Source organism: Arthrobacter sp. K4-10C (assembly GCF_059090085.1).
In genome coordinates this window covers 380,732-406,622 of sequence record NZ_JBNHFI010000001.1, presented here as the reverse complement: position 1 = coordinate 406,622, position 25,891 = coordinate 380,732, and the positions used below count along the sequence as shown (strand labels likewise).

26 protein-coding genes, 1 tRNA gene and 1 pseudogene are annotated in these 25,891 nt (G+C 66.0%); 15 read left to right on the top strand and 13 right to left on the bottom strand.

The features are described 5' to 3' along the window. Positions 1-88 precede the first annotated feature (88 nt). Complete coding sequence (locus AC5RUU_RS01915) at positions 89-691, top strand: TetR/AcrR family transcriptional regulator (protein WP_493973510.1); 603 nt, start codon at positions 89-91, stop codon at positions 689-691. Between the two features lie 50 nt (positions 692-741). Here AC5RUU_RS01915 and AC5RUU_RS01910 read toward each other — a convergent pair whose 3' ends face one another. From AC5RUU_RS01910 to AC5RUU_RS01900, 3 genes are all read right to left on the bottom strand, one after another. Continuing rightward, positions 742-1,377, bottom strand: a complete 636-nt coding sequence (locus AC5RUU_RS01910; protein WP_493973509.1) for a DUF2461 domain-containing protein — start codon at positions 1,375-1,377, stop codon at positions 742-744. A 125-nt stretch (positions 1,378-1,502) separates the two neighbouring features. Beyond that, positions 1,503-2,984, bottom strand: coding sequence for a catalase (locus AC5RUU_RS01905; protein ID WP_493973508.1), 1,482 nt, complete (start codon positions 2,982-2,984; stop codon positions 1,503-1,505). 7 nt (positions 2,985-2,991) lie between these two features. After that, positions 2,992-3,477, bottom strand: a complete 486-nt coding sequence (locus AC5RUU_RS01900; RefSeq protein ID WP_493973507.1) for a Fur family transcriptional regulator — start codon at positions 3,475-3,477, stop codon at positions 2,992-2,994. Between the two features lie 165 nt (positions 3,478-3,642). On the opposite strand from AC5RUU_RS01900, the gene htpX reads away from it, so the two are divergent. After that, on the top strand, positions 3,643-4,503 hold the full coding sequence (gene htpX, locus AC5RUU_RS01895) for a zinc metalloprotease HtpX (RefSeq protein WP_493973506.1): 861 nt from the start codon (positions 3,643-3,645) through the stop codon (positions 4,501-4,503). Positions 4,504-4,675: 172 nt separating this feature from the next. On the opposite strand, the gene AC5RUU_RS01890 is transcribed toward htpX, so the two are convergent. Then, positions 4,676-5,167, bottom strand: a complete 492-nt coding sequence (locus AC5RUU_RS01890) for a YajQ family cyclic di-GMP-binding protein (protein WP_258802981.1) — start codon at positions 5,165-5,167, stop codon at positions 4,676-4,678. Positions 5,168-5,355: 188 nt separating this feature from the next. Here AC5RUU_RS01890 and AC5RUU_RS01885 point away from each other — a divergent pair, with 188 nt between their 5' ends. The 3 genes from AC5RUU_RS01885 (at position 5,356) to AC5RUU_RS01875 (ending at position 6,540) form a co-directional block, all read left to right on the top strand. Further along, a complete protein-coding gene (locus tag AC5RUU_RS01885; RefSeq protein ID WP_493973505.1) occupies positions 5,356-5,610 on the top strand; it encodes a hypothetical protein in 255 nt (84 codons plus the stop codon). Between the two features lie 166 nt (positions 5,611-5,776). Continuing rightward, a tRNA-Tyr gene (locus AC5RUU_RS01880) sits at positions 5,777-5,858 on the top strand. Between the two features lie 256 nt (positions 5,859-6,114). Then, complete coding sequence (locus tag AC5RUU_RS01875; protein WP_493973504.1) at positions 6,115-6,540, top strand: CBS domain-containing protein; 426 nt, start codon at positions 6,115-6,117, stop codon at positions 6,538-6,540. Between the two features lie 88 nt (positions 6,541-6,628). Here AC5RUU_RS01875 and AC5RUU_RS01870 read toward each other — a convergent pair whose 3' ends face one another. Together AC5RUU_RS01870 and AC5RUU_RS01865 are read right to left on the bottom strand one after the other, a co-directional pair. Further along, the gene (locus AC5RUU_RS01870; RefSeq protein WP_493973503.1) at positions 6,629-7,657 is read right to left on the bottom strand and encodes a LysM peptidoglycan-binding domain-containing protein; all 1,029 of its coding nucleotides are present in this window, start codon (positions 7,655-7,657) and stop codon (positions 6,629-6,631) included. 357 nt (positions 7,658-8,014) lie between these two features. Continuing rightward, positions 8,015-8,749, bottom strand: coding sequence for a potassium channel family protein (locus AC5RUU_RS01865; protein ID WP_493973502.1), 735 nt, complete (start codon positions 8,747-8,749; stop codon positions 8,015-8,017). A gap of 68 nt (positions 8,750-8,817) precedes the next feature. On the opposite strand from AC5RUU_RS01865, the gene AC5RUU_RS01860 reads away from it, so the two are divergent. Then, positions 8,818-9,372: an acyl-CoA thioesterase gene (locus AC5RUU_RS01860; RefSeq protein WP_493973501.1), complete on the top strand. Its 555-nt coding sequence runs from the start codon at positions 8,818-8,820 to the stop codon at positions 9,370-9,372. A gap of 122 nt (positions 9,373-9,494) precedes the next feature. After that, a complete protein-coding gene (locus AC5RUU_RS01855) occupies positions 9,495-9,917 on the top strand; it encodes a thioredoxin family protein (protein ID WP_493973500.1) in 423 nt (140 codons plus the stop codon). A 64-nt stretch (positions 9,918-9,981) separates the two neighbouring features. Here AC5RUU_RS01855 and AC5RUU_RS01850 read toward each other — a convergent pair whose 3' ends face one another. After that, positions 9,982-10,260, bottom strand: a complete 279-nt coding sequence (locus AC5RUU_RS01850) for a putative quinol monooxygenase (RefSeq protein WP_493973499.1) — start codon at positions 10,258-10,260, stop codon at positions 9,982-9,984. Between the two features lie 95 nt (positions 10,261-10,355). Between AC5RUU_RS01850 and AC5RUU_RS01845 the strand changes: the two genes are divergently transcribed. After that, positions 10,356-12,035: an AMP-binding protein gene (locus AC5RUU_RS01845; RefSeq protein WP_493973498.1), complete on the top strand. Its 1,680-nt coding sequence runs from the start codon at positions 10,356-10,358 to the stop codon at positions 12,033-12,035. 3 nt (positions 12,036-12,038) lie between these two features. On the opposite strand, the gene AC5RUU_RS01840 is transcribed toward AC5RUU_RS01845, so the two are convergent. Beyond that, complete coding sequence (locus tag AC5RUU_RS01840) at positions 12,039-12,461, bottom strand: ester cyclase (protein ID WP_493973497.1); 423 nt, start codon at positions 12,459-12,461, stop codon at positions 12,039-12,041. Positions 12,462-12,646: 185 nt separating this feature from the next. Here AC5RUU_RS01840 and AC5RUU_RS01835 point away from each other — a divergent pair, with 185 nt between their 5' ends. Beyond that, positions 12,647-14,323: a LuxR C-terminal-related transcriptional regulator gene (locus AC5RUU_RS01835; RefSeq protein WP_493973496.1), complete on the top strand. Its 1,677-nt coding sequence runs from the start codon at positions 12,647-12,649 to the stop codon at positions 14,321-14,323. 20 nt (positions 14,324-14,343) lie between these two features. Here AC5RUU_RS01835 and AC5RUU_RS01830 read toward each other — a convergent pair whose 3' ends face one another. Together AC5RUU_RS01830 and AC5RUU_RS01825 are read right to left on the bottom strand one after the other, a co-directional pair. Then, the gene (locus AC5RUU_RS01830; RefSeq protein WP_493973495.1) at positions 14,344-15,807 is read right to left on the bottom strand and encodes a multicopper oxidase family protein; all 1,464 of its coding nucleotides are present in this window, start codon (positions 15,805-15,807) and stop codon (positions 14,344-14,346) included. Next, positions 15,791-16,261, bottom strand: a complete 471-nt coding sequence (locus tag AC5RUU_RS01825) for a hypothetical protein (RefSeq protein ID WP_493973494.1) — start codon at positions 16,259-16,261, stop codon at positions 15,791-15,793. Before AC5RUU_RS01825 ends, AC5RUU_RS01830 begins: the two co-directional genes overlap by 17 nt. A gap of 179 nt (positions 16,262-16,440) precedes the next feature. Here AC5RUU_RS01825 and AC5RUU_RS01820 point away from each other — a divergent pair, with 179 nt between their 5' ends. Both AC5RUU_RS01820 and AC5RUU_RS01815 read left to right on the top strand, forming a co-directional pair. Continuing rightward, positions 16,441-18,492, top strand: a complete 2,052-nt coding sequence (locus AC5RUU_RS01820; RefSeq protein WP_493973493.1) for a GAF domain-containing sensor histidine kinase — start codon at positions 16,441-16,443, stop codon at positions 18,490-18,492. Continuing rightward, entirely contained in the window at positions 18,485-19,222 is a 738-nt protein-coding gene (locus AC5RUU_RS01815) for a response regulator (protein WP_493973492.1), read from the top strand. The genes AC5RUU_RS01820 and AC5RUU_RS01815 overlap by 8 nt, the downstream gene beginning before the upstream one ends. On the opposite strand, the gene AC5RUU_RS01810 is transcribed toward AC5RUU_RS01815, so the two are convergent. The 3 genes and pseudogenes from AC5RUU_RS01810 to AC5RUU_RS01800 form a co-directional block, all read right to left on the bottom strand. Next, positions 19,219-20,043, bottom strand: coding sequence for an ABC transporter permease (locus AC5RUU_RS01810; protein WP_493973491.1), 825 nt, complete (start codon positions 20,041-20,043; stop codon positions 19,219-19,221). The two genes, AC5RUU_RS01815 and AC5RUU_RS01810, sit on opposite strands and share 4 nt — an antisense overlap. Further along, positions 20,040-21,006: pseudogene (locus AC5RUU_RS01805) on the bottom strand (ATP-binding cassette domain-containing protein). The gene AC5RUU_RS01810 and the pseudogene AC5RUU_RS01805 overlap by 4 nt, the downstream one beginning before the upstream one ends. A 114-nt stretch (positions 21,007-21,120) precedes the next feature. Next, a complete protein-coding gene (locus AC5RUU_RS01800) occupies positions 21,121-22,125 on the bottom strand; it encodes a DNA-3-methyladenine glycosylase family protein (protein ID WP_493973490.1) in 1,005 nt (334 codons plus the stop codon). A 167-nt stretch (positions 22,126-22,292) separates the two neighbouring features. Here AC5RUU_RS01800 and AC5RUU_RS01795 point away from each other — a divergent pair, with 167 nt between their 5' ends. From AC5RUU_RS01795 to AC5RUU_RS01780, 4 genes are read left to right on the top strand one after another with little or no spacing between them, the layout of a single operon-like run. Continuing rightward, on the top strand, positions 22,293-22,721 hold the full coding sequence (locus AC5RUU_RS01795) for a VOC family protein (RefSeq protein ID WP_493973489.1): 429 nt from the start codon (positions 22,293-22,295) through the stop codon (positions 22,719-22,721). A 31-nt stretch (positions 22,722-22,752) separates the two neighbouring features. Beyond that, positions 22,753-23,130: a DUF1304 family protein gene (locus AC5RUU_RS01790; RefSeq protein WP_493973488.1), complete on the top strand. Its 378-nt coding sequence runs from the start codon at positions 22,753-22,755 to the stop codon at positions 23,128-23,130. Between the two features lie 33 nt (positions 23,131-23,163). Continuing rightward, on the top strand, positions 23,164-24,549 hold the full coding sequence (locus tag AC5RUU_RS01785) for a cystathionine beta-synthase (protein WP_493973487.1): 1,386 nt from the start codon (positions 23,164-23,166) through the stop codon (positions 24,547-24,549). 27 nt (positions 24,550-24,576) lie between these two features. Next, the gene (locus AC5RUU_RS01780; protein ID WP_493973679.1) at positions 24,577-25,740 is read left to right on the top strand and encodes a cystathionine gamma-synthase; all 1,164 of its coding nucleotides are present in this window, start codon (positions 24,577-24,579) and stop codon (positions 25,738-25,740) included. Positions 25,741-25,891 lie beyond the last annotated feature (151 nt).

The following is a 25,891-nucleotide window of genomic DNA, read 5'->3' as shown; positions in this document are numbered from 1 at the left end:
CGGCCCTGCTGATGCCCGCCCGGGCCTGGCCGGGGCGGGCATTCACATGCCCGGCTCCCGGGACGGAGCCGGCTCTTAGGATGGATTCATGGCACGCCCCACACGAACCGAACGAAAAGCAGAACTGCTGGGCGCCATCCTCGATTACCTGATGGACAAGACCCTTGCGGAGCTGACCTTCCGTAGCCTCGCGGAGGGGCTGGGCATGAGTGCCTATGTGCTGGTGTACCACTTCGGAAACCGGGACCAGCTGATCAATGACATCGTGGTTTCCATTGAGTCCCGGCTGGACCGGATGCGGAACACCGACGTCCGCGACATCGACCGCGCAGCATGGCGGGAATTCCTGCTTGATTCCTGGCAGTGGACCATGGCCCAGCGGAACCGCCACCTGACCCGGCTTGAATTCGAGGCCACGGCCCAGGACATCGTGGCTGCAGAGCCCAGGGGAACGTCGCAGGAGCACTTCCGGATGCTCCACCACAAGACCCGTGACTGGCTGATGGTGCAGGGTATCCCTGAGGAGTACGCCGACACCGATGCCCGGCTGTTCACGTCAACCTTCTACGGACTGCAGTTCGACTTCGTGGTCATGAACGAGCCGGAGGCGGCCACCAAGGCTTTCGAACTGATGCTCTCGGTCTTCTTCAACAACCTTGAAACCCGCCTCGCGGCCGTCCACGAGGCGTGAACCACCCGTCAAGTGCAAGCGGGAAGAGTACCCGGAACAACTGCGGGGTGTCACGGGGCCGCATAGCGGCCCACCCAATCCACCAGCGGACGCAGCTCATCCCACAGGCCGGAAATTTCCCTGACGGCAGCAGGGCTGTCCAGCCAGCCAGGCTGGCCGAGATCCATACTGGCCGCGAGTGATTTATGCTTCAGGAGTTCGGCCCGCGGATGGTTTCGGTCGTAGCCGCGGGGCACCGTCTTCAGTTTCTCTCCCTCCACCGAAAAACCTGCGGCTGCCACCGCACCCGTAATGCGCTGCAGGGACTCTCCCGTGCCGGAGGCGTCCACCGCGTTCCGGTACCGGACCAGCTGGGCGGGGGAATGGGAGTGGTAGCCACCGCCCACCAGCAGGCCCTCGGCGCTGATCTGGAGGTAGTAGCCCACGCCTTCCTGCACCGAGGCAAACGCGCCTTGGGCTGTCTTGTAGGGGGACTTGTCCAGTGAAAACCGGATGTCCCGGTTGGGACGGAAAATGCGTCCCGGCCCGAACCGGGGTTCCAGCTCAGCCAGGAGGGAGGTGAGCGGATCCCGTACCAGCGACTGGTAGCTGCCTTTGTGCTCCAGCCACCACTCCCGGTTGTTGTTGTCCTGCAGCTCCGCATAGAACCCGAAAGCGCCGGCCGGGATGCCCTGGAAACTTGTCATACAGCGATCCTAGGGACCGCTTCCGGCGGCGGCCATAAAACCCTTTGGCTATGTGGATAGCACAAAAAACCACCCCGCCACGAACATCCGCGACGGGGTGGTTTCAATGCTCAGCGAGCGGAGAATCAGCCGATCTTGTTGGCTGCTTCTGCGTCGGAGAGGGGTGCTGCACCGAGGTTGGCGCGCAGCTTGGCGCCGAGTTCGGCGTCAACGTTGGTCCAGTACTGGATGGCGCGTTCCTTGATGTCTGAGCGCTTGACGCCGCCCACGGCACCGGTGATGGTGTCGAGGAAGCGGGCCTTGGCGGCTTCGTCGTAAACCTCGCGGTACAGGGTGCCGGCCTGGACGAAGTCGCTGTCCTCGGCGTGGAGGGAATGCGCGGCAAGGGTCAGCTCGCCGTCGTTCTCCCAGCCGCCGGCCGGGTTCTGCGGCTCAAGCGCGGCCGGGCCACCGAAGGTGTTCGGGGCGTAGACAGGAACGGACGGGGCGTTGAACAGGTAGCGTCCGGCGCCGTCCTGGCTGTAGTTGTTGACCTGGCTCTTGGGCTGGTTCACCGGGATCTGGGCGTGGTTAGTGCCCACACGGTAGCGGTGTGCGTCCGCGTAGGAGAAGATGCGGGCCTGCAGCATCTTGTCCGGGGAAGCAGCGATGCCCGGCACGAAGTTCGACGGCGCGAAGGTGGCCTGCTCGATCTGTGCGAAGTAGTTCTCCGGGTTCCGGTTCAGTTCCATGGTGCCCACCTTGATCAGCGGGTAGTCGGCGTGCGGCCAGACCTTGGTCAGGTCGAACGGGTTGAAGCGGTAGGTCTTGGCGTCCTCGTAGGGCATGACCTGGACATGCAGGTCCCAGGAGGGCAGGTTGCCGGCTTCGATGTTCTCGGACAGGTCGCGGATGTAGAAGTCGGCGTCGGAGCCGGCCAGGGCCTCGGCCTGCTCGGACGTCATGTTCTTCACGCCCTGGTTGGAGTGGAAGTGGTACTTGACCCAGAACCGCTCGCCCGCGGCGTTGATCCACTGGTAGGTGTGCGAGCCGTAGCCCTGCATTTCACGCCAGGAGGCGGGCAGGCCGCGGTCACCCATCAGCCAGGTGACCTGGTGGGCGGACTCGGGGGACAGGGTCCAGAAGTCCCACTGCATGTCGGCGTCGCGCAGGTGCGTGCCCGGAAGGCGCTTCTGGGAGTGGATGAAGTCCGGGAACTTGATGCCGTCGCGGATGAAGAACACCGGGGTGTTGTTGCCAACGAGGTCGTAGTTGCCCTCGGAGGTGTAGAACTTCACGGCGAAACCGCGGGGGTCGCGCCAGGTGTCGGGGGAGCCGTTCTCGCCGGCGACGGAGGAGAAGCGGATCAGCATCTCGGTTTCGACGCCGGGCTGCAGGAACGCGGCCTTGGTGTACTTTGAGACATCCTCGGTGGTCTTGAACGTGCCGAATGCACCGCCGCCCTTGGCGTGCACAACGCGCTCCGGCACCCGTTCCCGGTTGAACTGGGCGAGCTTTTCCACCAGGTAGTGGTCAGTCAGGATGATGGCGCCATCGGCACCAACCGACTTGGAGTGCGCATCGGACGTAACGGGGGCACCTGACTGGGTTGTCGAAATGACAGTCATTGTTCTCCTATTTCTGTTTTTCTTGGGAGGGACGATTGGAGGGAAGTTGTTGGGACTGCTGGCAGTCCTGGCAGATGCCCTGGTACATGACGTCTGCGATCTGGATGGTCATCGGCCTGGTGTTCTCATCCCAGTGGGGCGTCAGGCACGGTGCGTGGCCTACGGCGCAGTCCACGTCCTCGACGCGTCCGCAGCTGATGCAGATGGCGTGGTGGTGGTTGTCGCCCACCCGGGTTTCGTAAAGAGCCGGTGAGTGTGGGGGTTCGAAGCGGCGCAGCATGTGCAGGTCCGTCAAGTCCCCCAGGACCACGTACACGGACTGCGCGGTCAGTTCGGGGAGCTCGGCACGGGCAGCGGCAAGGATGCTTTCGGCGGGGGAGTGGGGGTGGCGTTCGACGGCGGCCAGCACGGCCAGCCGCTGCTTGGTCACCCTGCGGCCGTGGGCGCGCAGGGCTCCAGCCCAGTCCTCGTGGCCCCCAGAGTGCTCCGTCATGGCTCCATTGAAACACCTATTATGAATTTCTCACAATAAGGGTTGGCTAACTTCTTCAAGTCGGTTGCCGGCGGCCACCGCGGGAGACGCCGGGGCTAGGATTTTGCCTGGGGGCCGGCCCGGCTGCCGGCGGCTGTCATCGACCCATGGAGGAAGGGAGCGGACGTGCACAAGCATTACAACGGGCTGAAGACCGCAGCGCTGTTTGGCGTCCTCTGGGCCGTGCTGCTAGGCCTTGGAGCCTTGATCGGGGCAGGCACGCGCAGCTCGGCGCCCATCTGGATCATGGCGCTGGTGGGCGTCTGCACCACGGCCTACGGCTACTGGAACAGCGACAAGATCGCCATCCGGTCCATGCAGGCGTATCCCGTGAGCGAGGCACAGGCCCCGCAGCTCCACCGGATGGTCCGTGAGCTGTCCGTCCGTGCCAACCAGCCCATGCCGCGTATCTACATCTCACCCACTATGAACCCCAACGCCTTCGCCACCGGCCGCAATCCCCGGAACGCCGCCGTCTGCTGCACGGAGGGGATCCTGCAGCTCCTCGACGCACGCGAACTCCGGGCCGTCCTGGGCCACGAACTCATGCACGTCTACAACCGCGACATCCTCACCTCATCTGTTGCGGCCGCCGTCGCGGGCGTCATCACGTCAGTGGGGCAGATGCTGCTGTTCTTCGGTGGCGACCGTCGCAACGCCAACCCCCTGGCCGTGCTGGCCATGGCCCTCCTGGCCCCTTTCGCGGCGTCGCTGATCCAAATGGCCATCTCCCGGACCAGGGAGTACGACGCCGACGAGGACGGTTCGCAGCTGACCGGCGATCCGCTGGCGCTCGCCTCCGCCCTGGCCAAGATAGAGCGCGGCGTCAGTATCGCACCGCTGCCCCAGGACCAGCGGCTGGTCAATGCATCGCACCTGATGATCGCCAACCCCTTCCGCGGCGGGGCGATCACCAGGCTGTTCGCAACGCACCCGCCCATGCGCGACCGGATTGCCCGGCTGGAGCGGATGGCGGGCAGGCGCTGACCTGGGGCCTGCCGCCAAACTGGCGCGCCGGCGTCGTACTTTCCGCCACATGGCATCCTTGTCCGGCGACGCAGAAAACCAAACGCGACACGAAAAAACGCGGGCGCTACCCGTATCAGGCAGCGCCGGCGTCTATTGCCGGCGGCAGGATCTTGCGCCTTGAAACTGATGGCTAGCTGCGGAAGTTCACAAACTGCAGGTCGGCTTCGTCGAAGTCCTTCAGCAGCGCCATCGTTGCCTGCAGGTCATCGCGGGACTTGGACGAAACGCGCAGCTCATCGCCCTGGATCTGGGACTTGACCGACTTGGGGGCTTCGTCCCGGATGAGCTTGTTGATCTTCTTCGCCAGGTCCTGGGCGATGCCTTCCTTGATGGAGGCCTCCAGGCGGAATTCCTTGCCAGACGCGTAGGGCTCGCCCGTGTCCAGCGACTTCAGCGAAATACCGCGGCGGATCAGCTTGGACTGAAGCACGTCCAGCACGGCGAGGACGCGTTCCTCGGAGTTGGCCTTCATCAGGATCTTCTCGCCGCTGAAATCCACCTCGGCGCCGACGCCCTTGAAGTCGTAGCGCTGCGCCAGTTCCTTCTGGGCCTGGTTGAGTGCGTTGGCCACTTCCTGCTTGTCCACCTTGCTTACGACGTCGAACGTTGACTCGCCTGCCATGACTCTCCTTCTGGGGGTGGGAGCCCTGTGCACGGACAGGGCCTGGATCACTGCGTTCAAGCCTAATACGGATACCCGGCCGGGTGCGTGGAGGGATTCACAGTTCCCTCTCAGCGGACGCACGGAGGGAACGAAGGAGCGCCGGAAAGGGTTGTACGTGTTGGATCGTTGCTCGAAGGGAAAACACAATGCACCGCAAAGCCGCCAAGTACGTCACGAAAACCACCACAGCCGCGGCCGGGGCAGTGGCGACGGCAGCAACCTCCGTGGCGGCGGCGGCAGTAGCTGCGTCCATCATCTTCAGTCCGGTGGCGGACGCGTCCTCCCGGATGGAAGGCGTCCGCGAGGATCTGCAGCGGGCTGTGCAGCTGAACCAGATCACCGAGGAGCAGGCCGTGAAATTCGAGGCGAAGCTTGCCGGGAGGATCCTGGGCGAGGCGTGATGGGCTTCGAACATCCGCAGGATCCAGGGTTTTTCTGCCCGGCCGGGGCCCGATTCGATTCTTTGGCGGAAGTTCTGTAAAGTTGTCTTGCCCGCGGTTACTGGAAGCGGAACGGCCCGGAAACGGACGTTCTGTAGACTGCAGCCCGGGTCTTCTTATGAAGTTCGGCAGATTACCCGAGCGGCCAAAGGGGGCTGACTGTAAATCAGCTGGCAACGCCTACGGGGGTTCGAATCCCTCATCTGCCACCCAAGGAAAGCCTCCGGAACCACACGGTTCCGGAGGCTTTTTCGTGCCTGGAATTCCCGCCCGGCTGCTCCCCGCGCACTGGTCTTTTCCCCCTGTTATTGCAGGGGGAGCTGACCATCTGAGGGGGAGAACTGGGGCCTCCGCAGAAGCGGAAATCCGCCGTCGACACTGCGCCGGGGGCGGCGTAGGCTGGCGATATCGGCGCACGTGCCCCGATGCCCTGCGTCGATACATCCATCGATGAAGGAGGATTCAATGAGTGCTGTACGTGAATTCATGACCACGGACGCACGGTGTATCAAGGAAAACCAGTCCCTGGTGGACGCAGCCCGGATGATGATGGACCTCGACTGCGGATCGTTGCCCATTTGCGGTGACGACGGAAAGTTGAAGGGCATGATTACCGACCGCGACATCGTCCTCAAGTGCGTTGCCGCCGGCCGCAACCCCAGCGACGTGATGGCCCGGGACCTCGCAACCGGCAAGCCCCACTGGGTTGATGCCGACGCAAATGTTGACGAAGCCATCGAAATGATGGAGCGGCATCAGGTCCGGCGGCTCCCCGTGATCGCCGACCACAAGCTGGTAGGCATCATCAGCCAGGGCGACATTGCCCGCAACTACTCCGAGCAGCGCGTGGGCGAACTGGTGGAGCACATCTCGGAGCGCCATCGGGTGTAGCGCAGGTACCCTGCTGCAACCTGGCCTTGTCCGCGGATTCCGTCCTTGTAGGTCCGGACCCGCGGACAAGCTTGTGAAATCCGAAAAATCAGTTCAGCGCAATCAGGAGCATCTGGCTGGTACCCGGGATGCAGGTCTGCAGTATGGCGCGGGGGAACCCGCCGAATACATTCAGCACGTCGTTGGTGGTGCCCGGGTTGGGAACCTGGCCCCGGGCCGTCACCGTGTAGGTGCCGTAACCGGGGATGCTCACAGTTTCTCCTACGCCGATCCCCGAGAAGCGTGCCCAGCCCCCGCAGTAATCGTGTTCGGTGATGAACAGCGAGTAGCCGTCATTCGGGGTGTAGTGGATGGGGCCGATGCAGGCGTCCACCATCGATTGCCCGCCAGCACCGGCAACATAAATGGTGCGTACGGGCGGTGCCGCTGCCGGTGCGGGAGCAGGAGCCGGCGCCGCTGCCGGTGCGGGAGCAGGAGCCGGCGCCGCAGCCGGGGAGGAAACGGGCGCGGCAGGAGCTGCTGCCGGCGGGCCGGTCAGGACGAGCGTCTGGCCGGGAACGATGATGCTGTACGGACTCAGGCCGTTCGCGGCAAGCATGGCATTCATGTCCACCCCATGCCTGCCGGCGATGCCGCCCACCGTGTCGCCCGGAACCACTGTGTAAAGGTTCGGGTCTCCGGCCGCGGCAGGCGCAGCTTCCGCAGGGGGTGGCGGTGCAGGGTCCGCGGGCGCCGGCTCTGCTGGTGCGGGCGCTTCGACTGCGGGTGCTTCGGCTGCGGGTGCTTCGGCTGCCGCTGCTGCCTCTGCCGGGGCGGCAGCACCGGGCTCCTGCCCGGAGGAAGCTTGATTTGCCGCCGTGTCCACGGGCGGGACAGCGCCTTCGGCAGGTGCCGCGGCGCCGGCAACCCCGCCGGCCGCCGTCGTACCTTGGCCCAGGGAGGAGGACGGGGCCGCCAGGGCTCCCACGCCTACCGCTGCCACGACGGCGGCGGTGGCCATCCCTGCCCACAGCCTGTTGCTGATGGCGGGGCGGCCGGTGGTGAGGCCGTTGCGGGGTTCATCGGTGGCGAAGCTTCTGCTCTCAGCTTCGGAGGTGTTGAGGTATGGCTGGTTCATGGGTGGCCCATCCGGGGTCGGCCCCCGCGCAGACGCAGGAATGCGGCAAACGGGGACGGATCGAGATGCAGCGCGCCGGTGGCTCCGGCTGGTGCCGGGGTGCGCAGGCAGCGCGGGATGGAGGCATCCGCATACCCAGAAATACGGAGGCTCCGCGACGAAACGGATACCCCGGGAAGCAAACCCCGGGGGACCCGCCGGTGCGTGTTGGGTCCTAGGAATCCCGAGTCTAGGAAGCAAGCACAGGGCGCGGCACCAGTAGGAATTACCTGAGTTTTTTGAGGCGGTACTTGGTGGCGCCGGACCTGCTACTCACGCGTCACGCGCCCGATACTTGCTTCCGAAACACGCCTACAGCTACAGCGTGCGGTGCTCCTTGAGTTCCGCGATCTCGCGCCGGAGCGAAGCGATCTCGGACACAAGCTCCGCCACTTCCGCCCGCACCGGCTCCTCCACGGCATCGGCCACCGTTTCGGCGGTGTCCTCCACCCGCTGCACCAGCCAGGACGCGATGGACGCCGTGACTACGCCCAGGACGGCGATGCCGCTCATCATGAGTGCCGCGGCCACCATCCGGCCGATGGGAGTCACCGGGTACATGTCCCCGTAGCCCACCGTGGTGATGGTGGTAATTGCCCACCAGAGCGCATCGCCGAAAGTGACGATTTTGGCGTCCGGCGCCGTCTGCTCCACATCCAGGACGGCGAGGGCGCCGACAAAAACGAGCAGGGCTGCAGAACCCGCCACGTATGTCACCACGCGGCCCCGCAGGGTCTCGCCCACGGTGCGGTGCAGGACGGACAGCAGCGTCACCAGCCGGAGCAGGCGCAACGGCCGGAAGAACGGCAGGGCCACGATGAGGAGCTCGTGCAGGTTGCGGATGAACCAGTTCCACCGGTCCCTGGCAAGCCAGAGGTTGGCCACGTAGTCAAGGGCGAAGATGCCCCAGGTGGCCCACATGGTGGCTTCCAGCCAGATGGCTCCGCTGCCCTCAACGCGGCCGATGACCTGCCAGGTGTACGCCGCCAGGAAGAGGAGCGCGGTTGCCATTAGCGGCCACTCCGCCAGGTCCCGGTAGCGTTGTTGGGTCATGGACGAAATCCTACGCGGGCTGGCGCCGGGAGGGCCTGCCACATGTTACCGACCGGTAGCATAAGGGGATGCATCTGCTCCTCAGAACCCTCCTCCTGCTGTTCACGTCCGCCCGCCGCCAGCCTCTCACGGTCTGGGACGGTGCCTCGCTGCCCCTGCGCGTGCTGCCCACGGACATCGATATCGCCATGCACGTTAACAACGGCATGTACCTGTCCCTGATGGATCTGGGCCGGTTCGACCTGATGGTGCGCAGCGGTGTGTGGAAGCGGATGCGCCGCCGCGGCTGGAGCCCGGTAGTGGCCGCCGAGACCATCTCGTTCCGCAAATCGCTCCAGCTGTGGCAGCAGTACACCATTGAGACGCGCATTATCGGGCTGGATGCGAAGGCCATCTACTTTGAGCAGCGGATGGTGGCCGACGGCGAAATTTACGCACGCGCCTACATCGCCACCCGCCTGGTCACCAAAGCCGGCCCGACGGGACTGGAGGAGATCCTGCGCGAGTTCGGCGCGCCCCCGGCCGACCTGGTCCTGCCCGAGTGGATCCACGAGTGGCGCGCCTCGAGCGCCTTGCCCGGGAGCCGTACCCCGGCCCCGCACCTTTGGAAGACCAGCGCCTGACCTGCAGGTATGTGCGGATGCCGCGTGAATATGGCTCCCTCCGGGTTATTCCCGATGACGCGGGGAGCGAACAAGCGCCCTGTGGCCGCGACATCGGCAGCCATCCCGCGTAGCGTGGACGCATGGCTACCCTTGACATCACAGGTGAACAGTTCGCGTCAACCATCGAGGGCAACGATATTGTCCTGGTCGATTTCTGGGCTGAATGGTGCGGGCCCTGCAAGCAGTTTGGCCCCACGTACTCGGCTGTGTCCGAGAAGCACCCGGATGTCCTCTTCACCAAGGTGGACACGGAGACCGAGCAGCAGCTAGCTGCGGAGGCAGGCATCACGTCCATCCCCACCCTGATGGCCTTCCGTGAAAAGGTGCTGGTGTTCTCGCAGCCTGGCGCCCTGAACGCCCAGCAGCTCGAACAGGTGGTGGACGCCGTGAAGGCCTTGGACATGGAGGAAGTCCATGCCCACGTGGCACGCCAGCGGGAAGAAGCCGCGGCTGCCAGCAAGCCGGCGGGACCCCAGGACGGCTCCCAGATCCCGGACATCTAAGTCTTCTTAACGGGAAGTGGGACCTCTTCACAGGAGGGGTCCCGCTTTCACGTTAAAGGCTGCGCTAGATGCGCTCCACCTTGACGGGTTCCGCGAGCAGTGCGCTCAGTGACTCGTTCAGGTCCTGCACGGCAATGCCCTTGGAATGCTTGTCCAGGTCATCCTCGGAGGCCCACTGCTCGGTCAGGACCAGCCTTTCCTCGGTGGCTTCCGTCAGTTCATAGCGGATGCAGCCCGGCTCGTTCACCACCTCGTCGATGGCGATTTCCAGGGCGAGCTTCACGCGGAAGAATTCGCCCTCGTTGGGGATGAACGTTGCCTGCAGGTCAATCGGTGCACTCATGGATGTCACAATACCGGCCCACGGCACCGGCTCCCGTTCTGTTGCGCAGGGCGGGGGTGCTTCATTTGCCCCTCACCTGTTGGTAGCGTGCCACCATGCGTGCTTATACAGCCGGGGACACTGACGTTCCGCTGCTCGAGGAGACTATCGGCGGGAACTTCGAGCGGGTGGTGGCAAGGTTCCCGTTCCATGACGCGCTGATCGAAGCGGGGCCGGTTCCGGGGGCCGATGCCCGGCGGTGGAGCTACACCAAGATGAACGACGACGTCGACCGGCTGGCCCGGGGGCTCCTCGCCCTGGGCGTCGGCAAGGGGGAGCGGGTGGGGATCTGGAGCCCCAATTGCGCCGAGTGGACGCTGCTGCAGTACGCCACCGCCAAGGTGGGCGCCATCCTGGTCAACGTCAATCCGGCCTACCGCAGCCAGGAACTGGAATTCGCGGTGAAGCAGAACGGCATGCGGATGCTGGTGGCGGCCCCGTCGGACCGGAACAGCGACTACGTGGGCATGGCAAGGCGGGCGCTCGCCGGATGCCCGGACCTGCGCGAACTCGTGTTTCTTCCCGCGCCCGGCGGCGAGGGGCCCGACGGCGGTGTGGCCCCGCTGGGGGACGCGGAGCTGACGTACGCCGAACTGCTCAAGGGGGCGGACGCCGTCGGGCATTCCGCCTTGAAAGCCCGGATGGCGGAACTCAGCCCGCACGACCCCATCAACCTGCAGTACACGTCCGGCACCACCGGCTTCCCCAAGGGTGCCACACTGACGCACCACAACATCCTGAACAACGGATATGCCATCGGGGAACTGCTGGGGTACACCGAGCACGACCGTGTGGTAATTCCGGTGCCGTTCTACCACTGCTTCGGCATGGTCATCGGGAACCTGAACGCGCTGAGCCACGGTTCGGCCACCATCATTCCGGGCCGCGGGTTCTCACCAGCGGCCACACTGGAAGCCGTGCAGGATTTCGGCGGGACGTCCTTGTACGGGGTCCCCACCATGTTCATTGCCGAGCTTGCCATGCCGGACTTTGCCACGTACGACCTCTCCACGCTCCGCACCGGTGTGATGGCGGGCTCGCCGTGTCCCGTCGAGGTGATGAACAGGGTCATCTCGGAGATGAATATGAAGGACGTGGCCATCTGCTACGGCATGACCGAGACCTCGCCGGTCTCGACCATGACCCGGCAGGGGGACACCCTGCAGCACCGGACCGAGACGGTGGGCCGGACCATGCCCCGGCTGGAAAGCCAGATCGTGGACCCCGCCACGGGCGAGGCCTTGGAGCGCGGGCAGATCGGGGAGCTGTGCACGCGCGGCTACGCCGTGATGGCCGGGTACTGGAACCAGCCGGAGAAGACCGCCGAGGCCATCGACCCCGACGGCTGGCTGCACACCGGCGACCTTGCCCGGATGGACGACGACGGGTACGTGGTCATCGAAGGCCGGATCAAGGACATGGTGGTCCGGGGCGGCGAGAACATCTACCCCCGCGAGATCGAGGAGTTCCTCTACACCCACCCTTCCATCCAGGACGTGCAGGTGATCGGGGTGCCGGACGACAAGTACGGCGAGGAACTCATGGCCTGCGTCATCCTCAAGCCCGGCGCCGAACCGCTCGACGCCGCCGCCATTGCAGAGTTCTGCCGCGGGCAGCTGGCGCACTACAAGATCCCGCGCTACGTGGAGCTCCGGGACAGCTTCCCCATGACGGTCTCCGGGAAGATCCGGAAGGTGGAGATGCGCGAGGAGGCCGTGGCCCGGCTGGGGCTGTGACGCCTACTCCTCCGCTGCCGGTACCAGCTGGCCCAGCAGGCCGGCGGCATCGTAGTAGCGGCGTTCCTCTGTGACTTTCCCGTCCGCATCGAACCTGGAGAAGACGGCGCCGTGGTTCTCGATGGACCGGCCGGTGGCGGCAATCTCCCCGTCAGGTGATGCCAGCGGACCCTGGTGCGTTCCCCGCAGCGTGAATTCCGCAGCGACAGTGTCGCCGTCCTGGAGCAGGGCGCCGGTGGAGAACCGCATGTCGGGGAACGCCCGCAGGAGCTCCACCATGTCCTGCTCCACGGCGTCCCGTCCTTTCAGGGGCTGCGGGTAGAGCGGGTCGTGGACCACCGCATCCGCGGCGTACGTGGCGGCAAAGCTCTTCGCGTCATGGGTGTTGATGATCTCCACTGCCTTGGCAAATGCTTCAATACTCATTGCTGGCTCCTTAAAGAGGTGTGCTGTCCGATCCCCGGACACCTCCAGATTGCCGGGGCGCCGAACCGGACGGATCGGGCAACTGACCCATTTTTGAACCGGTCGCGCGGGTCCGACTGCCAGGCTACGCAGCGGCCGATGAATCCCCTAGGGAACCCATCGGTGGAGTGCTGTAATTAAGCGTGGTGCTGGAGGAATTGACAGCGAGGGGCCACGCTGCACTGGAAGCGGGGCGGTGGGCCGAGGCGCGTACGGCATTCGAGGAAGCGCTGGCGGAATCGGGGTCGGCGGAGGCCCTGGCCGGGCTGGGCGACTCCCTCTTCTTCCTCGGCGACGCCAGCGGCAGCGTCCACTGCCGTGAGCGCGCGTACGCCGCGAGCCGGCGGGCCGGAAACGTACCCGACGCGATCGATTCTGCCATCTGGCTGTGCCTGGTCTATGGCATGTCCCTGGGCAACGAGGCCGCGGCGCGGGGCTGGCTGGCCCGCGCCGAAAGCTTGGCCGGACCCGACGACGGGCAAACTCTGGCCTGGCTGGACTATTGCGCAGCGCTGCTCTCCACCGAGACCCGGCACTGCCGGGACCTGGTGGAGCGTGCGTTGGCGGCATCCCGGGAGCTCGGCGACGCGGACCTTGCAATTTGTGCCCTGGCGGAACGCGGGGTGATCCTGGTCAAAGACGGTGAGGTGCAGGCGGGCCTGCGGTGCGTGGACGAGGCCATGGCAAGCGCGCTCGGCGGCGACGGCACCACGCTCTACACAGTGATCATGGCCAGCTGCTCGATGCTGTCGGTATGTGAGCTCCTGGGCGATCTGGGGCGCGCCACCCAATGGTCCCAGGCCGCCGACGACTGGATGAAGTCCTACGGCTGTCCCTACCTGTACGCCCAGTGCCGCATGGTTCACGGGCAGGTCCTCCTGCTGACCGGGCACTGGGCCGAGGCGGAGGACGAATTGCGCCGGGCTGCAGACGCCACCAGGGATGTCTTCCCCGGCATGTACCACCGGACTATAGCTGGCCTGTCCGAGCTCCGGCTCCGGCAGGGGCACTTTGATGAAGCCAGGGCCCTCATCGACAGTATCGGGGCCCCCGTGGAAACCAGCCTCGCGGCGGCAGGCCTGGCCCTGGCCGCCAACGAGCCGGCGTCGGCCGTGGCTCTGGCCGAACGGTGGCTGCGCGGCAACGACGACGGCGCCGCCGTTCCACCGCTGCACACCGGCGGGCAGCGCTCACCGCTGGAAACGGCGGGTGCTCGCGGCCTGCTGGTCGAGGCGCACCTGGCTGCGGGCGATGCCGCCGCAGCGGCCGCTGTTGCCCGGCAGTTGAGTGATCTTGATGGCGGCACCGGGGAAGTCCGACTACTGTCCGCGCACTCCGCCCTGGCTAGGGGCCGGGTGGCGGCGGCGGCGGGAAGCCTTGAGCCAGCCAGGGGATGCTTCGAAGACGCCCTCCGCTGGTTCGGGATCCTGGACCTTCCGCTCGAGGCCGCGCGGACACGGCTGGAACTTGCCCAGGTCCTGGCCAGCGACGGCCAGTCCTCGCTGGCCATCGCCGAGGCGAGGGCGGCCATGTCCGTACTGGACCGGCTGGGCGCATCCCACCACGCGGACGTGGCCGCGGCGCTGCTCCGGTCCTGGGGCGCCACCGGCCGGTCTGTACCCCGCGGGTCAGGGCTCCTCACCCGGCGGGAGCAGGAAATCCTGGGACTGCTGGTCCAGGGATACTCGAACCAGGAGATTGCCGGCCGGTTGTTCATAAGCCGCAAGACCGCCGCCCACCATGTCAGCAGCGTGCTGGAGAAACTGGGACTGCGCAACCGGGCCGAGGCGGCGGTATACGCCGCCCGGCGTGGTTACGAATGACTGGTCAGGGATAACGCCCACTATTCGGGCTGGTTGCCGGCCGCGCCGTCGATCGTGAACGGAGTGGAGACCCCCTCATACATCAGGTGCGCGACGAGGCCGTCCACGGCATGGGGCAGAGTGTGGCAGTGGTCGCTCCAGATGCCCGGATTGTCCGCCACGAAGGCGACCACGTACGACTCGCCCGGATGGACGTCGAGCGAGTCGACCCACCACGGGCTTCCCGACGCCGGTATACCGTTCCGGGAGAGCACCAGGACGTGGTGTCCGTGCAGGTGCATGGGGTGCACTTCTCCGGAGTCATTCCGGATGCGCATCTGCACCACGTCTCCCTCGCGGACCACGAACATCGGCACGTCCGGGAACAGCTGGCCGTTGACCGTCCAGAAGTTGCCGGGCCGGCCGTCGATGACACCGAAGCGGCGCCCGATGGCATAGTCAAACGTCCGGTCCGGCAGCGCCGGGTCGAAGCCTGACGGGGCCCGCGCACCGTACGCCAGCAAGTCGAGGACCTGGTCCGGCTGCCGGGCAGGCCGTGCGTCCCGGACGTCCGCGGGGACCGGGGCACCAATCAGGATGCTGCGGGCGCCGCCGACGTGCACACTCGCCGTGCCCTGTGCGGGAGCCTCAACGGTGATGTCAACGCGCCCGCCCGCCGGTATTAGAACCTTTTGGCCATCAATGCGGGACGGGCTGTTCACGTCGTGCCCGTCGGTTGCAACCACCGTGAACGGACCGGCGGACCATACCGCCGCTGTGCCCTGGTTGGTGTTGATGACGCGGACCCGGACCAGCGAACCCGTGGAAGCCGGCACATGGTGGTCCTGCAGCCGTCCGTTGAGAGTGTGCTGGCCGCCATAGACGTGCAGCAGCGCCACAAAGTCGGTGCTGCTGTCCTCAGCCTGCGGGACGGGGTCAACGATTATGGCGCCCAACAGCCCGCGCTCCACCTGCTCATGCGATACCTGGTGTGAGTGGTACCAGTAGGTGCCGGCGTCGGCGGCAATGAACCGGTAGACGTACCGGCCACCGGCAGGAACTGCATCCTGGGTAATGCCGGCAACCCCGTCGGCCGCATTTGGTACATCGAGTCCGTGCCAGTGCAGGGTGGCCCCCGCCGCCACGGACTCGTTCACGAACACCGCCTCCACAAGATCGCCCTGCCGCACGCGGAGGGTGGGCCCGGGGGAGGTACCGTTCACCGTGTAACCCTCCACCGGGCGCCCGCCCGGAACCTCAACGGTCTCCTGCCGGGCGACGAGTACTACGCTGACGTCCGGGGTCCGGAGCGGATCCGGGATAAGCGCCGCCACGCTGACGGCGCCCGCGGCGCCGTGCGCGTGGGCCGCCTGGCCGCCGCCCATGTCCATGACCGAGTACTCACCCATGAGCGTTGAGCTCCACGCCAGCGCTCCGAGGCCAAGTACAGCCGTCAAAGCGAATCCGGCGGCGACACGCCTGATGAGGTCAGGTTGCGACGGCATCGGAGGAAGCTTGTTCTGTTGTTCCCGATGTGCGCTTCCGGCTGCCGAGCATCCCTGCGTAGACTGCGGTCAGCAGCACCGCCAATGCGTTCGCGCCGTGAACCAGGCCGAGGTACGGCATATCGCTGATGGAGTACCCGAGGGTGATCTGAAGCGCCACCACGCCGAGCACGATGGCCGCCCACCGGCGTGCACCACGAATCCGCACGAAGAACGCCACGATGAGAAGCGCGACGGCGGCCAGTGGTATGACCATCCCGCCCACAATGCCGTGGATGGGGAAGCCGAGGTCACCTGTGAACGTCGCCTCGCGGCTCTCGACGAGGGCCTTGTCGATGACGCCGCCGTCCTGGATGTAGCGCGCCATGCCGCCGAGGCCGAAGGCAATCGAAGCTGCCTGCACCGCGACACCGCCTGCAATGATCCAGGCCAAGGCCGAGTAGATCCTGCGCATGATGTCCTCCTCTGGGGTTGTCCGGACGTTATCTGGAGCATCCGTTCTGATCCAGACGCTAGTGGCCGATGAAGGGGCGGTGGAACGCGGGTGGCCGCAGGGTGGATGGAAGCCAGCCACGGGGGAGGGGCGGAGGCAACCCCCTCCCGGGAACTGCGAAGGAGGCGGATCATGGGATTGTGCTCCGGCGATGGGTATTGCTCGCCACGCTGGCTCCAATCGGGTCCGCGGCGCTCATCTACGTCGTCATCGTCCGGGGATTTGTTGATTCGACGGCGGATCATGCCCTTGCGTGGCCGTTGCTTGGGGTGCTCCCTACCTTTGTTTTCGGCATCTGGCTGCTGACGGTGTCATCGTCCCGGTCTGCAGTGTTCATTGCCCTTTCAGCTACGGCAATGGGAGTCGGGTCGGCGTATGAGACATTCATCCAGCGGAATGCCGAGCTGATCCAGCATCAGTGGTTTCCGCTTTTCAACACGATCGGACTGACCGCGGACAAGGTATCTGCTGCGGCTTTCCTGGTCATGTTCGCCACGTATCCGACCGGGACGGCGGAGCGGCGCTGGCAGCGGATCGCTGTCGGGTTCCTTTGGGTGCCGGTGCTCGTGGGGCCGCTGACCCTGTTGACCACCCCGCATGTTGTGACACCTGCCTACGCCGGCCTTAGTAACCAGGTAATTCCAAACCCGTTCGTCGTGCCCGGGCTGGAGTGGGCCGCTCCTGCGGTGGATTTCCTCATCTACCAGCCTTGGCCGAGCGTCGTGCTCGGGCTTAGCGTGCTCTACTTCAGGGCGCTCTTCGGCGAGCCCGCGGTCCGTGCGCGGATGCGGGTAGTGACGTGGGTGGTCACGGCGTCACTGGCCGCCTTTGTCCTGTGGACGATCGCGCCGCCACTTTGGGTCAATGCGGCCGCGGTGGCCGTATTCGCCTCCCTGATTGCTATTCCCCTCGCCGCAATCCACGGCATCCTCCGCTACGGAGCCTTCGATATCGCCCCGGGCGACAGGGGGCGGCTTACCGCCCGCTCATCCGACCTGCTCATCACGGTCCTGTACGGAATCGGTACCGCCACGCCGGCAGTGCTCTTGGCCGAAAGCCTGACGGTGATTGGTGCCATCCTGCTCACCACGATTTTCGCCGTCTGCCTTTTGCCGCTGCGGGGATGGCTGCGGGACTGGATCCACCGCGCCGTCTTCGGCGACCGGGACCGGCAGCTGACGCTTCTCAGCCAGCTCGGCCGCCAGTTGGACCAGGCGGTGGATCCAGGCGCACTGCTCAGCCGGCTGACAGAGGCGGTCCGCTATGGTCTTGATGCCTCCTGGGTCCGGATCAGGCTCGCCGGACCCGACGGCACGCTTACCGAGTCCCCGATGGGCCTGGCCGGCGAGGTGAGTGGGGAGCCTGCCGACTCCTGCGTCCTGGTGCACGCCGATGAGACGCTGGGGCGCGTTGAAGTGGGTCCGCGCAGGCGCGGGGAGTACAGCGACGCCGAACGGGCCCTGCTGCGGACTGTCGCCGGCCAGGCTTCGGCGTCGGTGGCGAACGTCCGGCTGAGCGACCAACTCGCCAAGCAGCTCAACGACCTCACTGCCTCCCGGGAGAGGCTGGTTGCCGCCCAGGACGATGAGCGCAAGCGGCTGGAGCGGGACCTGCATGATGGAATCCAGCAGAACGTGGTGGCACAAATAGCCGGACTTCGTCTCGCCCGGAACCGGTTGCAGCGCGGCCAGCTCACCGGGGATGAACTGGCCGCCTTGCAGGACCAGGCCCGGGAAACCCTGAGCGATCTGAGGGAGCTTGCCCATGGGATCCATCCGCCGGTGCTGAGCGACAACGGACTCGTGGCGGCCATCGAGTCGAGCGTGGGAAGGTTCCCGATTCCGCTGGTTGTGGAAGCGGATGACGGCGTCCGCACTGCACGCTTTCCCGAGGACGTCGAAACAACGGCGTATTACGTGGTTCGGGAGGCCCTGGCGAACACCGCGAAACACGCGAATGCCACACAGGCCTCGGTGCAGATTGCACGGAATGCCGGGCAGTTGCGGATCGCGGTCACCGACAACGGTTGCGGAATCGGAGTGCACCCCTCCGCTCCGCGCGGCGGCCTCGCGAACATCCGGGATAGGGTGGCTGCCTTGCGGGGCAGCCTGCACGTCGCGGACAACAACCCGTCGGGCACCACCGTGCTGGTGCAACTTCCCGTCGACCGGAAGGCGGAACACGTTGGATAACCCAGGCGTCCTGCGCGTTGTGATCGCAGAAGATAACTACCTTGTGCGCGAGGGGCTCCGCCGGCTGCTGGAGGACTCCGGTGAGATCGACGTGGTGGCATGCACCGGCAACGCGCCGGAGTTGCTGGATGCCGTGCGCCGGTTCAGCCCGGATGCAGTCCTTACCGACATCCGGATGCCGCCGGGCCACCACATGGAGGGCATCGAGGCCGCCCGCGCGATCCGGGCCGCGCACCCGGACACCGGCGTCGTGGTCCTTTCACAACATTCTGACGAGAGTTACGCCCTGGCGCTTTTCGCTGCCGGTTCGGCGGGCCTTGGCTACATGTTGAAGGACCGCATTGGAGATCTGGAGGACCTGGTCCATGCCCTTCGCGAAGTGCGGATGGGCGGCTCGGTCATCGACCCGCAGATCGTGGATACGCTGGTGCGCCGCCGAAGCGCAGGTGCAGAGAATCCCCTGGCCGGCCTGTCAGCGCGGGAACTGGACGTGCTGCGTGAGATGGCCCGGGGAAGGACGAACGCCGGCATCGAGCAGTCGCTCTACCTGTCCTCGTCAACCGTGGAAAAGCATGTGAACGCGATCTTCACCAAGCTCCGACTTCCCGCTACCGGTGTGCACCGCAGGGTTGCCGCGGTCCTGACGTTCCTGCAAACCGACGGCCACGCGGCAACCAGCGAGCGCGACCAGAATCAGCCCGGGGCCGGCGGGAACGCCCGCCAGGCCTAGCGGATGTCGCGGCTGATGGTCCTGATCCCCACCACCAGTCCGACGGCGGCTGTCACCGCCGCTGCCACAAGTCCCCACACAGTATGCTGCCCGATGTTCCCCGCGAACAGTTCGCGCTCGGCGTTCACCAGGTAGGTCAGGGGGTTGAACAGGCTGGCGGTCTTCATCCAGGCAGGCCCGGCTTCGATCGGCAGCATGATCCCGGACAGGATCATCAGCGGGAAGAGCAGCGTCTGCTGTACGCCCCAGAAAATCCATTCCTTGTTTTGCGACACCAGTGCCAGGGCGTAGGAGAGCGCACCCAGGCCGATGCCGAAGATCCCCAGGATCACCAGGCCCAGCAGCACATGCAGGGGGTGGAAAACGAAGCCGAAGGGGATGCAGACCAGGGCGATGAGCAGCCCCTGGACCACCAGCGGCGCCCACTCCTTCAGCGCCCTGCCGATCATCAGCGACGAACGGGACAGGGGAGTGGCGAGGATCCGCTCATAGGAACCGGTCATGAGCTCGTACTGCAGGTTGGAGCCGGTCATTGAGGTACCGAAGAGGGCGATCATCACTACTACGCCGGGGAGGAACCATTGCAGCGTGGACTGCCCGCCGAACGCCGGGGCGCCCACGGACGCACTGAGCAGCGGACCGAACAGGCCAAGGAACACCAGCGGCTGGATCAGGGAGAAGATCAGGGAAAACGGGTCACGCAGCGGCAGCAGCATCTCGCGCCAGAAGACGTACCTGGTATCGCGCAGGATCTGTCCCAGGCCGGGCGCCTTCAGGCCGTCCCCGGTGCTGACTGTGTTCCGGACGGATTGGCTGCTCATTGGTTGGCTCCTTCGCGGAGATTGCGGCCCGTCAGTTCCAGGAAAACGTCGTCCAGGGTGGGCGGCTTCAACTCCAGGGACTGGGCGGGAGCCGGCGTCGTCCATGTCCTTGAGCAGGGCCGGGGCAATCCGCGCGCCCTCAGGCAGGCGCAGCCGGAAAGTCACCACGCCGTCAAGCCTGTTTTCCGTCACCTCGCCGCCGGCAGCCGCCCGTCCCAGCAGTCCGCGCACACCCGGCGCGGACTCGGCCGCCACTTCGACGGCCAGCAGGTCGCCGGCGAGGTTGGCTTTCAGCCGCGCCGCAGTGTCATCGGCGATGATCCGGCCGTGGTCGATGACGATGACCCGCTCGGACATCGAATCCGCTTCATCCATGTAGTGCGTGGTCAGGACGATGGTGGTGCCGTGTTCTTGCCGCAACCGGGTGATGTGGTCCCAGAGGTTGGCCCGGTTCTGCGGATCCATGCCGGTGGACGGCTCGTCGAGGAACAGCAGCCTGGGGGAATGCATCAGGCCGAGTGCAACGTCCATCCGGCGCCGCTGTCCGCCCGAGAGCTTGATGACCGTACGCTTGGCCAGGTCGGTGAGGTCCATCGACTGGAGCAGTTCCTGGGCGCGGGCGGCGGCGTCGCTGGTGTTCATGCCGTAGAAGCGGCCCTGCATCACCAGTTCGTCGATCACGCGGAAGCTGTGGCCGCCGCCGTTGCCCTGGCCGATGTAGCCGATCCGCGCCCGCACACCGGCCGGATCGGCGGCCACGTCCACCCCGGCCACGGTGGCTGATCCGGAGGTAGGGCGGAGCAGGGTGGTGAGCATCCGCAGCGTGGTCGACTTGCCTGCGCCATTGGGACCCAGGAACGCCACCAGCTCGCCGGGGGCAACATCGATGTCCACGCCCTTGACGGCTTCTACCGTTTCCTTTTTGACCTGGAAGGTCTTGGTGAGTTTTTCCGTATGGATCATCGCCGGCTCCGAGGGATGCGTGCGGGGCTCCGGTGCGGGTCCCTTGCGCCACGGTATACCCGCCGGGCATGCCAGTCCACGCCCTTTTGCCGGGAGGGGGTTGCCGGTTCCGTGTCAGTGCCGGCGGTGGTCCTGGATGGTCATCCGGGGGCCGAAGGTGGGCTTGCGGAAACCGCTGCTTTGGATCATCCGGACCACCCGCTGCCGGTGGCCCTGCCAGGGCTCAAGCAGCCGCAGCATCCCGGCGTCATCGGTGCGCCGCCCCGTGAGCGCCGCGCCCACATACGCCGCCAGGTGGTAGTCGCCCACCGAAATGGAGTCCGGGCACCCATGTGTCCGCTGCACCACTTCGGCCGCGGTCCAGATGCCGATGCCGGGGATGGTCTGCAGCTTTGCCCGTGCCTCTGCGGCCGGCAGGGCAGCCAGCCGTTCAAGCGCGACGGCGGAACGCAGCGCGCGCATGACAGTTGCCGAACGCTGTGGTCCAACACCCGCCCTGTGCCACTCCCAGCTGGGGATCTGCAGCCACTGGGAAGCCGTGGGTCCCACCACTAAACCGGCCGGTGACGTACCGGCCGCCGGGGCAGCCGTTCCGTAACGGTGGACCAGGTACCGGTAGGCCCGCCGCGCCTCGATCACCGTCACCTTCTGCTCGAGGATGATGGGCACCAGCTGGTCCACCATGCGGCCACTGGCGGGAAGCCGCAGCCCCAGGCTCCGCCGTCGTGCTTCGCGGACCATCGGCGGAAGGGTTGCGTGGAAGCCTGCGTCGTCAAAGCCCCGCCAGTCGTCGTCGGCGCCAAGGAGCCGGGGCACTGCCTTCACGGCCGCGGCGGCACCTGGCCCCCACGCCTGGACATCGACGAAAGCCTCCACACCTGCACCCGTTCCAGTGCCTCCTGCGGCCCCGCCCAGCGGGCTGAGCCGCAGCGTCGCGGGGCCGTCCGCCGTCATGAACGCATTCCAGATAACGCTGCCCTGGACACTGAAGGACGGATCGCTGTTGCCGCGCAGGAGCGGCCCGAGGGTCCGGCAGAGGCTGTAGGGACCGCCGGGATACCACCGGAGCGAGGCGTCCGCTGCGGCTGCCAGCCGGGGAGGTGCCTCTGCAATGGTCATGTCCTCCATCGTCCCACGCCCGGGCGACATTCGCCGGGGACGGGTTGCACCGGGGCAGCTGCCAGGGACAAGGAAATTGGCCCTTAACCAGCGCTGATACCGGGACTAGACTCCACCTGTGGCGCGGAACACTCCGTGCCGGAAGCCCGAAAAACCAGGAGGAAACAATGGGTGGAGTAGTGCATTTCGAAATCCCCGCGGACGACCAGGAGCGGGCCCGGAAGTTCTACCAGGAGGCCCTTGGCTGGCGGATCGACCCCGTCCCGGGCATGGACTACAACATGGTGGTCACCACGCCGATGGACGAATCCACCGGCACGCCCACGGAACCGGGAGCGATCAACGGCGGCATGTTCGCCAGGGAAGCGGAGCTGAAAACGCCGGTGATCACCGTTGATGTGGAGGACATCAACGCCACCCTGCAGACGGTGGAATCCTTGGGCGGCGCCGTGGTCAAACCACGGGAGACCATCCCCGGAATGGGGTCCTTCGCATATTTCAAGGACACCGAGGGCAACGTGATGGGTCTCTGGGAGAATCTCCCGCCGGATGGGGCAGGCCCGGCCACGGACACCGCGAACGGCACCTCCGAGTAGCCGCCCGGCTCGCGGCAGGGCAGGAGTCGCTATGAGTGTTCTTGTGCAGGTGCTGGCCGTTATCACCGGCATAGCTCTGATAACCGTCGGATTGCTGGAAGCCTTCCGGTACAAGGACCAGCGCCTCCACCCAATCTTCCTCATCAAGCCGGAGGACACCGCCGCCGTCCGGCTCTGGACGGTCAACGTCGGTTTCTACAACATCGTCTGGGGCCTGTTCGGCATTGCCGGCGTGGTGCTCGCCAACCTCGGCGAGGTCACCGCGGGCCGCACCACGGTGACGCTGATGTGCATCGCGCACTTCATCCTTGGCATCGTGCTGATCGTCAGCGAACCCCGGCTGTGGATCAGCGGCATCGGTCAGTCGCTTTTCCCGGCGGTGATCCTCCTGCTGATGTTTGCCGCCTGAACCGCCGGGGCCGGAAGCGGTAGCTTTGTACCTATGAAGTACGCCCAGTCCATCCTGGACCTCATCGGCAATACCCCGCTCATCAAACTCAACCACGTGACGGAGGGCATCAAAGCCACAGTCCTGGTGAAACTGGAGTACCTGAACCCGGGCGGTTCCATCAAGGACCGCATCGCGGCGCAAATGGTCGAGGATGCCGAACGGGAGGGCAAGCTCCAGCCTGGCGGGACCATCGTGGAGCCCACCTCCGGAAACACCGGCGTGGGCCTGGCGCTGGTGGCCCAGCAAAAGGGCTACAAGTGCGTGTTCGTGGTTCCGGACAAGGTGGGCGAGGACAAACGCGCAGTACTGCAGGCCTACGGCGCCGAGGTGGTGGTGACGCCTACCGCCGTGCCGCCGGACAGCCCGCAGAGCTACTACGGCGTCTCCGACCGGATCGTGCGCGAAACACCCGGAGCCTACAAACCGGACCAGTTTTCGAACCCCGCCGCACCCGGCAGCCACTACCGGACCACCGGTCCGGAAATCTGGCGGGACACCGACGGCAGGGTCACGCACTGCGTCATCGGTGCCGGCACCGGTGGCACCATCACGGGCACCGGCCGCTACCTGAAGGAAGTCTCGGCTGACCGGCCGGAGTCCGACGGCGGCACGGTCCGGATCATCGGCGCCGACCCGGAAGGTTCTGTCTACTCAGGCGGAACCGGACGGCCCTACTTCGTGGAAGGCGTGGGGGAGGACATGTGGCCGGCAAATTACGACAAGTCCGTCCCGGACCAGGTGATCGCCGTCAGCGACGCTGACTCCTTTGCAATGACCCGGCGCCTCGCCCGGGAGGAGGGGCTCCTGGTGGGCGGCTCCTCGGGCATGGCGGTGGTGGCCGCGCTGCAGGCGGCGCGGGATCTTCCGGAAAGTGCCGTCGTCGTCGTGATCCTGCCAGACTCGGGACGCGGCTACCTGGCCAAGATCTTCAACGACCAGTGGATGCGCTCCTACGGATTCCTGTCCGGGGGCGAAGAGACCTCGGTGGGCGAGGTGATCAAGTCCAAGAACGGCGAACTGCCCGACCTGGTGCATATCCATCCGAACGAGTCCGTCCGCGATGTCATCAACATCATGAACGAGTTCGGCGTCAGCCACATCCCGGTCCTGTCGCAGGAACCTCCGGTGGTCATGGGCGAGGTCCTGGGTGCCGTGGACGAGCGTACGCTGACCGCCAAGCTCTTCCGCGGTGAGGCCAGGCTGACGGACAAGATCTCCGAGCACATGGGCCCCAAGCTGCCGGTGATCGGTTCGCTGGAAACCATCTCCGCGGCCAGGGAGCTGCTCTCGGACGTGGACACCGTGATGGTCACGTTCGTGGGCGCGCCCGTGGGCATCCTTACCCGCCACGACCTCCTGGCCTACCTCAGCAACTGACCCGCTTCACCCCGATAAAGGAGCATGATGTCCGTATCGAAGAATCAGGGATTTAACACCCGCGCCGTCCACGCCGGCCAGGCCTTTGAACCGCGCACCGGGGCGGTGGTCCCGCCGCTGCACTTCAGCTCCACCTACGCGCAGGACGGCATCGGCGGTCTCCGTGACGGCTACGAGTACGGCCGCGGCGCCAACCCCACCCGGGATTCGCTGCAGGAGCAGCTCGCCGCGCTGGAGCTCGGCACCCACGCCTACAGTTTCAGTTCGGGGCTGGCGGCGGAGGACGCGCTAATCCGCGCGCTGACCCGTCCCGGGGACCACATCGTGCTGGGTAACGACGCCTACGGCGGGACCTACAGGCTCATCAGCCGGGTCCTCGGTGACTGGGGTATCGGCAATACCCCTGTGGACATGGCCAACCTGGACACTGTCCGGAACGCGGTCGCCGCCAACAAGACCCGCTTCGTATGGGTGGAGACGCCGTCCAATCCGCTGATGAAGATCACCGACATCGCTGCGCTCGCCGAGATAGCGCACGACGCCGGGGCCCTCCTCGTCGTCGACAACACCTTCGCGTCCCCGTACCTGCAGACCCCGCTCGCTTTGGGTGCCGACGTGGTGGTCCACTCCACCACCAAGTACATCGGCGGCCACTCCGACGTGGTGGGCGGCGCCGTCGTCGTTAAGGACGCGGAACTGGCAGAGAAGATCGGGTTCGTCCAGTTCGCGGTGGGTGCGGTGTCCGGCCCCATGGACGCCTTCCTCACCACCCGTGGCCTGAAGACCCTGGGCGTGCGAATGGACCGGCACAGCCTCAACGGCCAGGCCGTCGCCGAGTGGCTGCTGGAACGCCCCGAGGTGGAGGCCGTCCTCTACCCGGGCCTGTCCACGCACCCGGGCCATGAGCTGGCCAAGCGGCAGATGCGCAGCTTCGGCGGCATGGTTTCGGTGCAGTTCAAGGGAGGCGAGGCAGCGGCCCGCAAGGTGGCCGAGTCCACGTCGGTGTTTGTGCTGGCGGAGTCGCTGGGGGGTATTGAATCGCTGATGAACTACCCGTCGGAGATGACCCACGCATCCGTCAAGGGCACCGAGCTGGCCGTCCCCGTGAACCTGCTCCGGCTCTCCTGCGGCATCGAGGACGCGGAGGACTTGATCGCGGACCTGGAGCAGGCGTTCACCTCCATCCCGTAGGGGCGTTTCCCCGGACAGGAGCCACCTCCGGACCCGCCTCCCTTATCCCGCGGGATGGCACTTCGCAGCAGTGTTCACACCGGACATTGCCGCGACGTGCCAACTCGGCGGAAGCCCCGGGCAGTCGGGGACCGGCTGACTGCCGCCAACA

What these genes read in the sequence shown, in the direction of transcription:
- AC5RUU_RS01915 (WP_493973510.1), top strand. Translation starts at nt 89, where the DNA reads ATGGCACGCCCCACACGAACCGAACGAAAAGCAGAACTGCTGGGCGCC.
- AC5RUU_RS01910 (WP_493973509.1), bottom strand. Translation starts at nt 1,377, where the DNA reads ATGACAAGTTTCCAGGGCATCCCGGCCGGCGCTTTCGGGTTCTATGCG.
- AC5RUU_RS01905 (WP_493973508.1), bottom strand. Translation starts at nt 2,984, where the DNA reads ATGACTGTCATTTCGACAACCCAGTCAGGTGCCCCCGTTACGTCCGAT.
- AC5RUU_RS01900 (WP_493973507.1), bottom strand. Translation starts at nt 3,477, where the DNA reads ATGACGGAGCACTCTGGGGGCCACGAGGACTGGGCTGGAGCCCTGCGC.
- AC5RUU_RS01890 (WP_258802981.1), bottom strand. Translation starts at nt 5,167, where the DNA reads ATGGCAGGCGAGTCAACGTTCGACGTCGTAAGCAAGGTGGACAAGCAG.
- AC5RUU_RS01885 (WP_493973505.1), top strand. Translation starts at nt 5,356, where the DNA reads ATGCACCGCAAAGCCGCCAAGTACGTCACGAAAACCACCACAGCCGCG.
- AC5RUU_RS01875 (WP_493973504.1), top strand. Translation starts at nt 6,115, where the DNA reads ATGAGTGCTGTACGTGAATTCATGACCACGGACGCACGGTGTATCAAG.
- AC5RUU_RS01870 (WP_493973503.1), bottom strand. Translation starts at nt 7,657, where the DNA reads ATGAACCAGCCATACCTCAACACCTCCGAAGCTGAGAGCAGAAGCTTC.
- AC5RUU_RS01865 (WP_493973502.1), bottom strand. Translation starts at nt 8,749, where the DNA reads ATGACCCAACAACGCTACCGGGACCTGGCGGAGTGGCCGCTAATGGCA.
- AC5RUU_RS01860 (WP_493973501.1), top strand. Translation starts at nt 8,818, where the DNA reads ATGCATCTGCTCCTCAGAACCCTCCTCCTGCTGTTCACGTCCGCCCGC.
- AC5RUU_RS01855 (WP_493973500.1), top strand. Translation starts at nt 9,495, where the DNA reads ATGGCTACCCTTGACATCACAGGTGAACAGTTCGCGTCAACCATCGAG.
- AC5RUU_RS01850 (WP_493973499.1), bottom strand. Translation starts at nt 10,260, where the DNA reads ATGAGTGCACCGATTGACCTGCAGGCAACGTTCATCCCCAACGAGGGC.
- AC5RUU_RS01845 (WP_493973498.1), top strand. Translation starts at nt 10,356, where the DNA reads ATGCGTGCTTATACAGCCGGGGACACTGACGTTCCGCTGCTCGAGGAG.
- AC5RUU_RS01840 (WP_493973497.1), bottom strand. Translation starts at nt 12,461, where the DNA reads ATGAGTATTGAAGCATTTGCCAAGGCAGTGGAGATCATCAACACCCAT.
- AC5RUU_RS01830 (WP_493973495.1), bottom strand. Translation starts at nt 15,807, where the DNA reads ATGCCGTCGCAACCTGACCTCATCAGGCGTGTCGCCGCCGGATTCGCT.
- AC5RUU_RS01825 (WP_493973494.1), bottom strand. Translation starts at nt 16,261, where the DNA reads ATGCGCAGGATCTACTCGGCCTTGGCCTGGATCATTGCAGGCGGTGTC.
- AC5RUU_RS01810 (WP_493973491.1), bottom strand. Translation starts at nt 20,043, where the DNA reads ATGAGCAGCCAATCCGTCCGGAACACAGTCAGCACCGGGGACGGCCTG.
- AC5RUU_RS01800 (WP_493973490.1), bottom strand. Translation starts at nt 22,125, where the DNA reads ATGACCATTGCAGAGGCACCTCCCCGGCTGGCAGCCGCAGCGGACGCC.
- AC5RUU_RS01795 (WP_493973489.1), top strand. Translation starts at nt 22,293, where the DNA reads ATGGGTGGAGTAGTGCATTTCGAAATCCCCGCGGACGACCAGGAGCGG.
- AC5RUU_RS01790 (WP_493973488.1), top strand. Translation starts at nt 22,753, where the DNA reads ATGAGTGTTCTTGTGCAGGTGCTGGCCGTTATCACCGGCATAGCTCTG.
- AC5RUU_RS01785 (WP_493973487.1), top strand. Translation starts at nt 23,164, where the DNA reads ATGAAGTACGCCCAGTCCATCCTGGACCTCATCGGCAATACCCCGCTC.
- AC5RUU_RS01780 (WP_493973679.1), top strand. Translation starts at nt 24,577, where the DNA reads ATGTCCGTATCGAAGAATCAGGGATTTAACACCCGCGCCGTCCACGCC.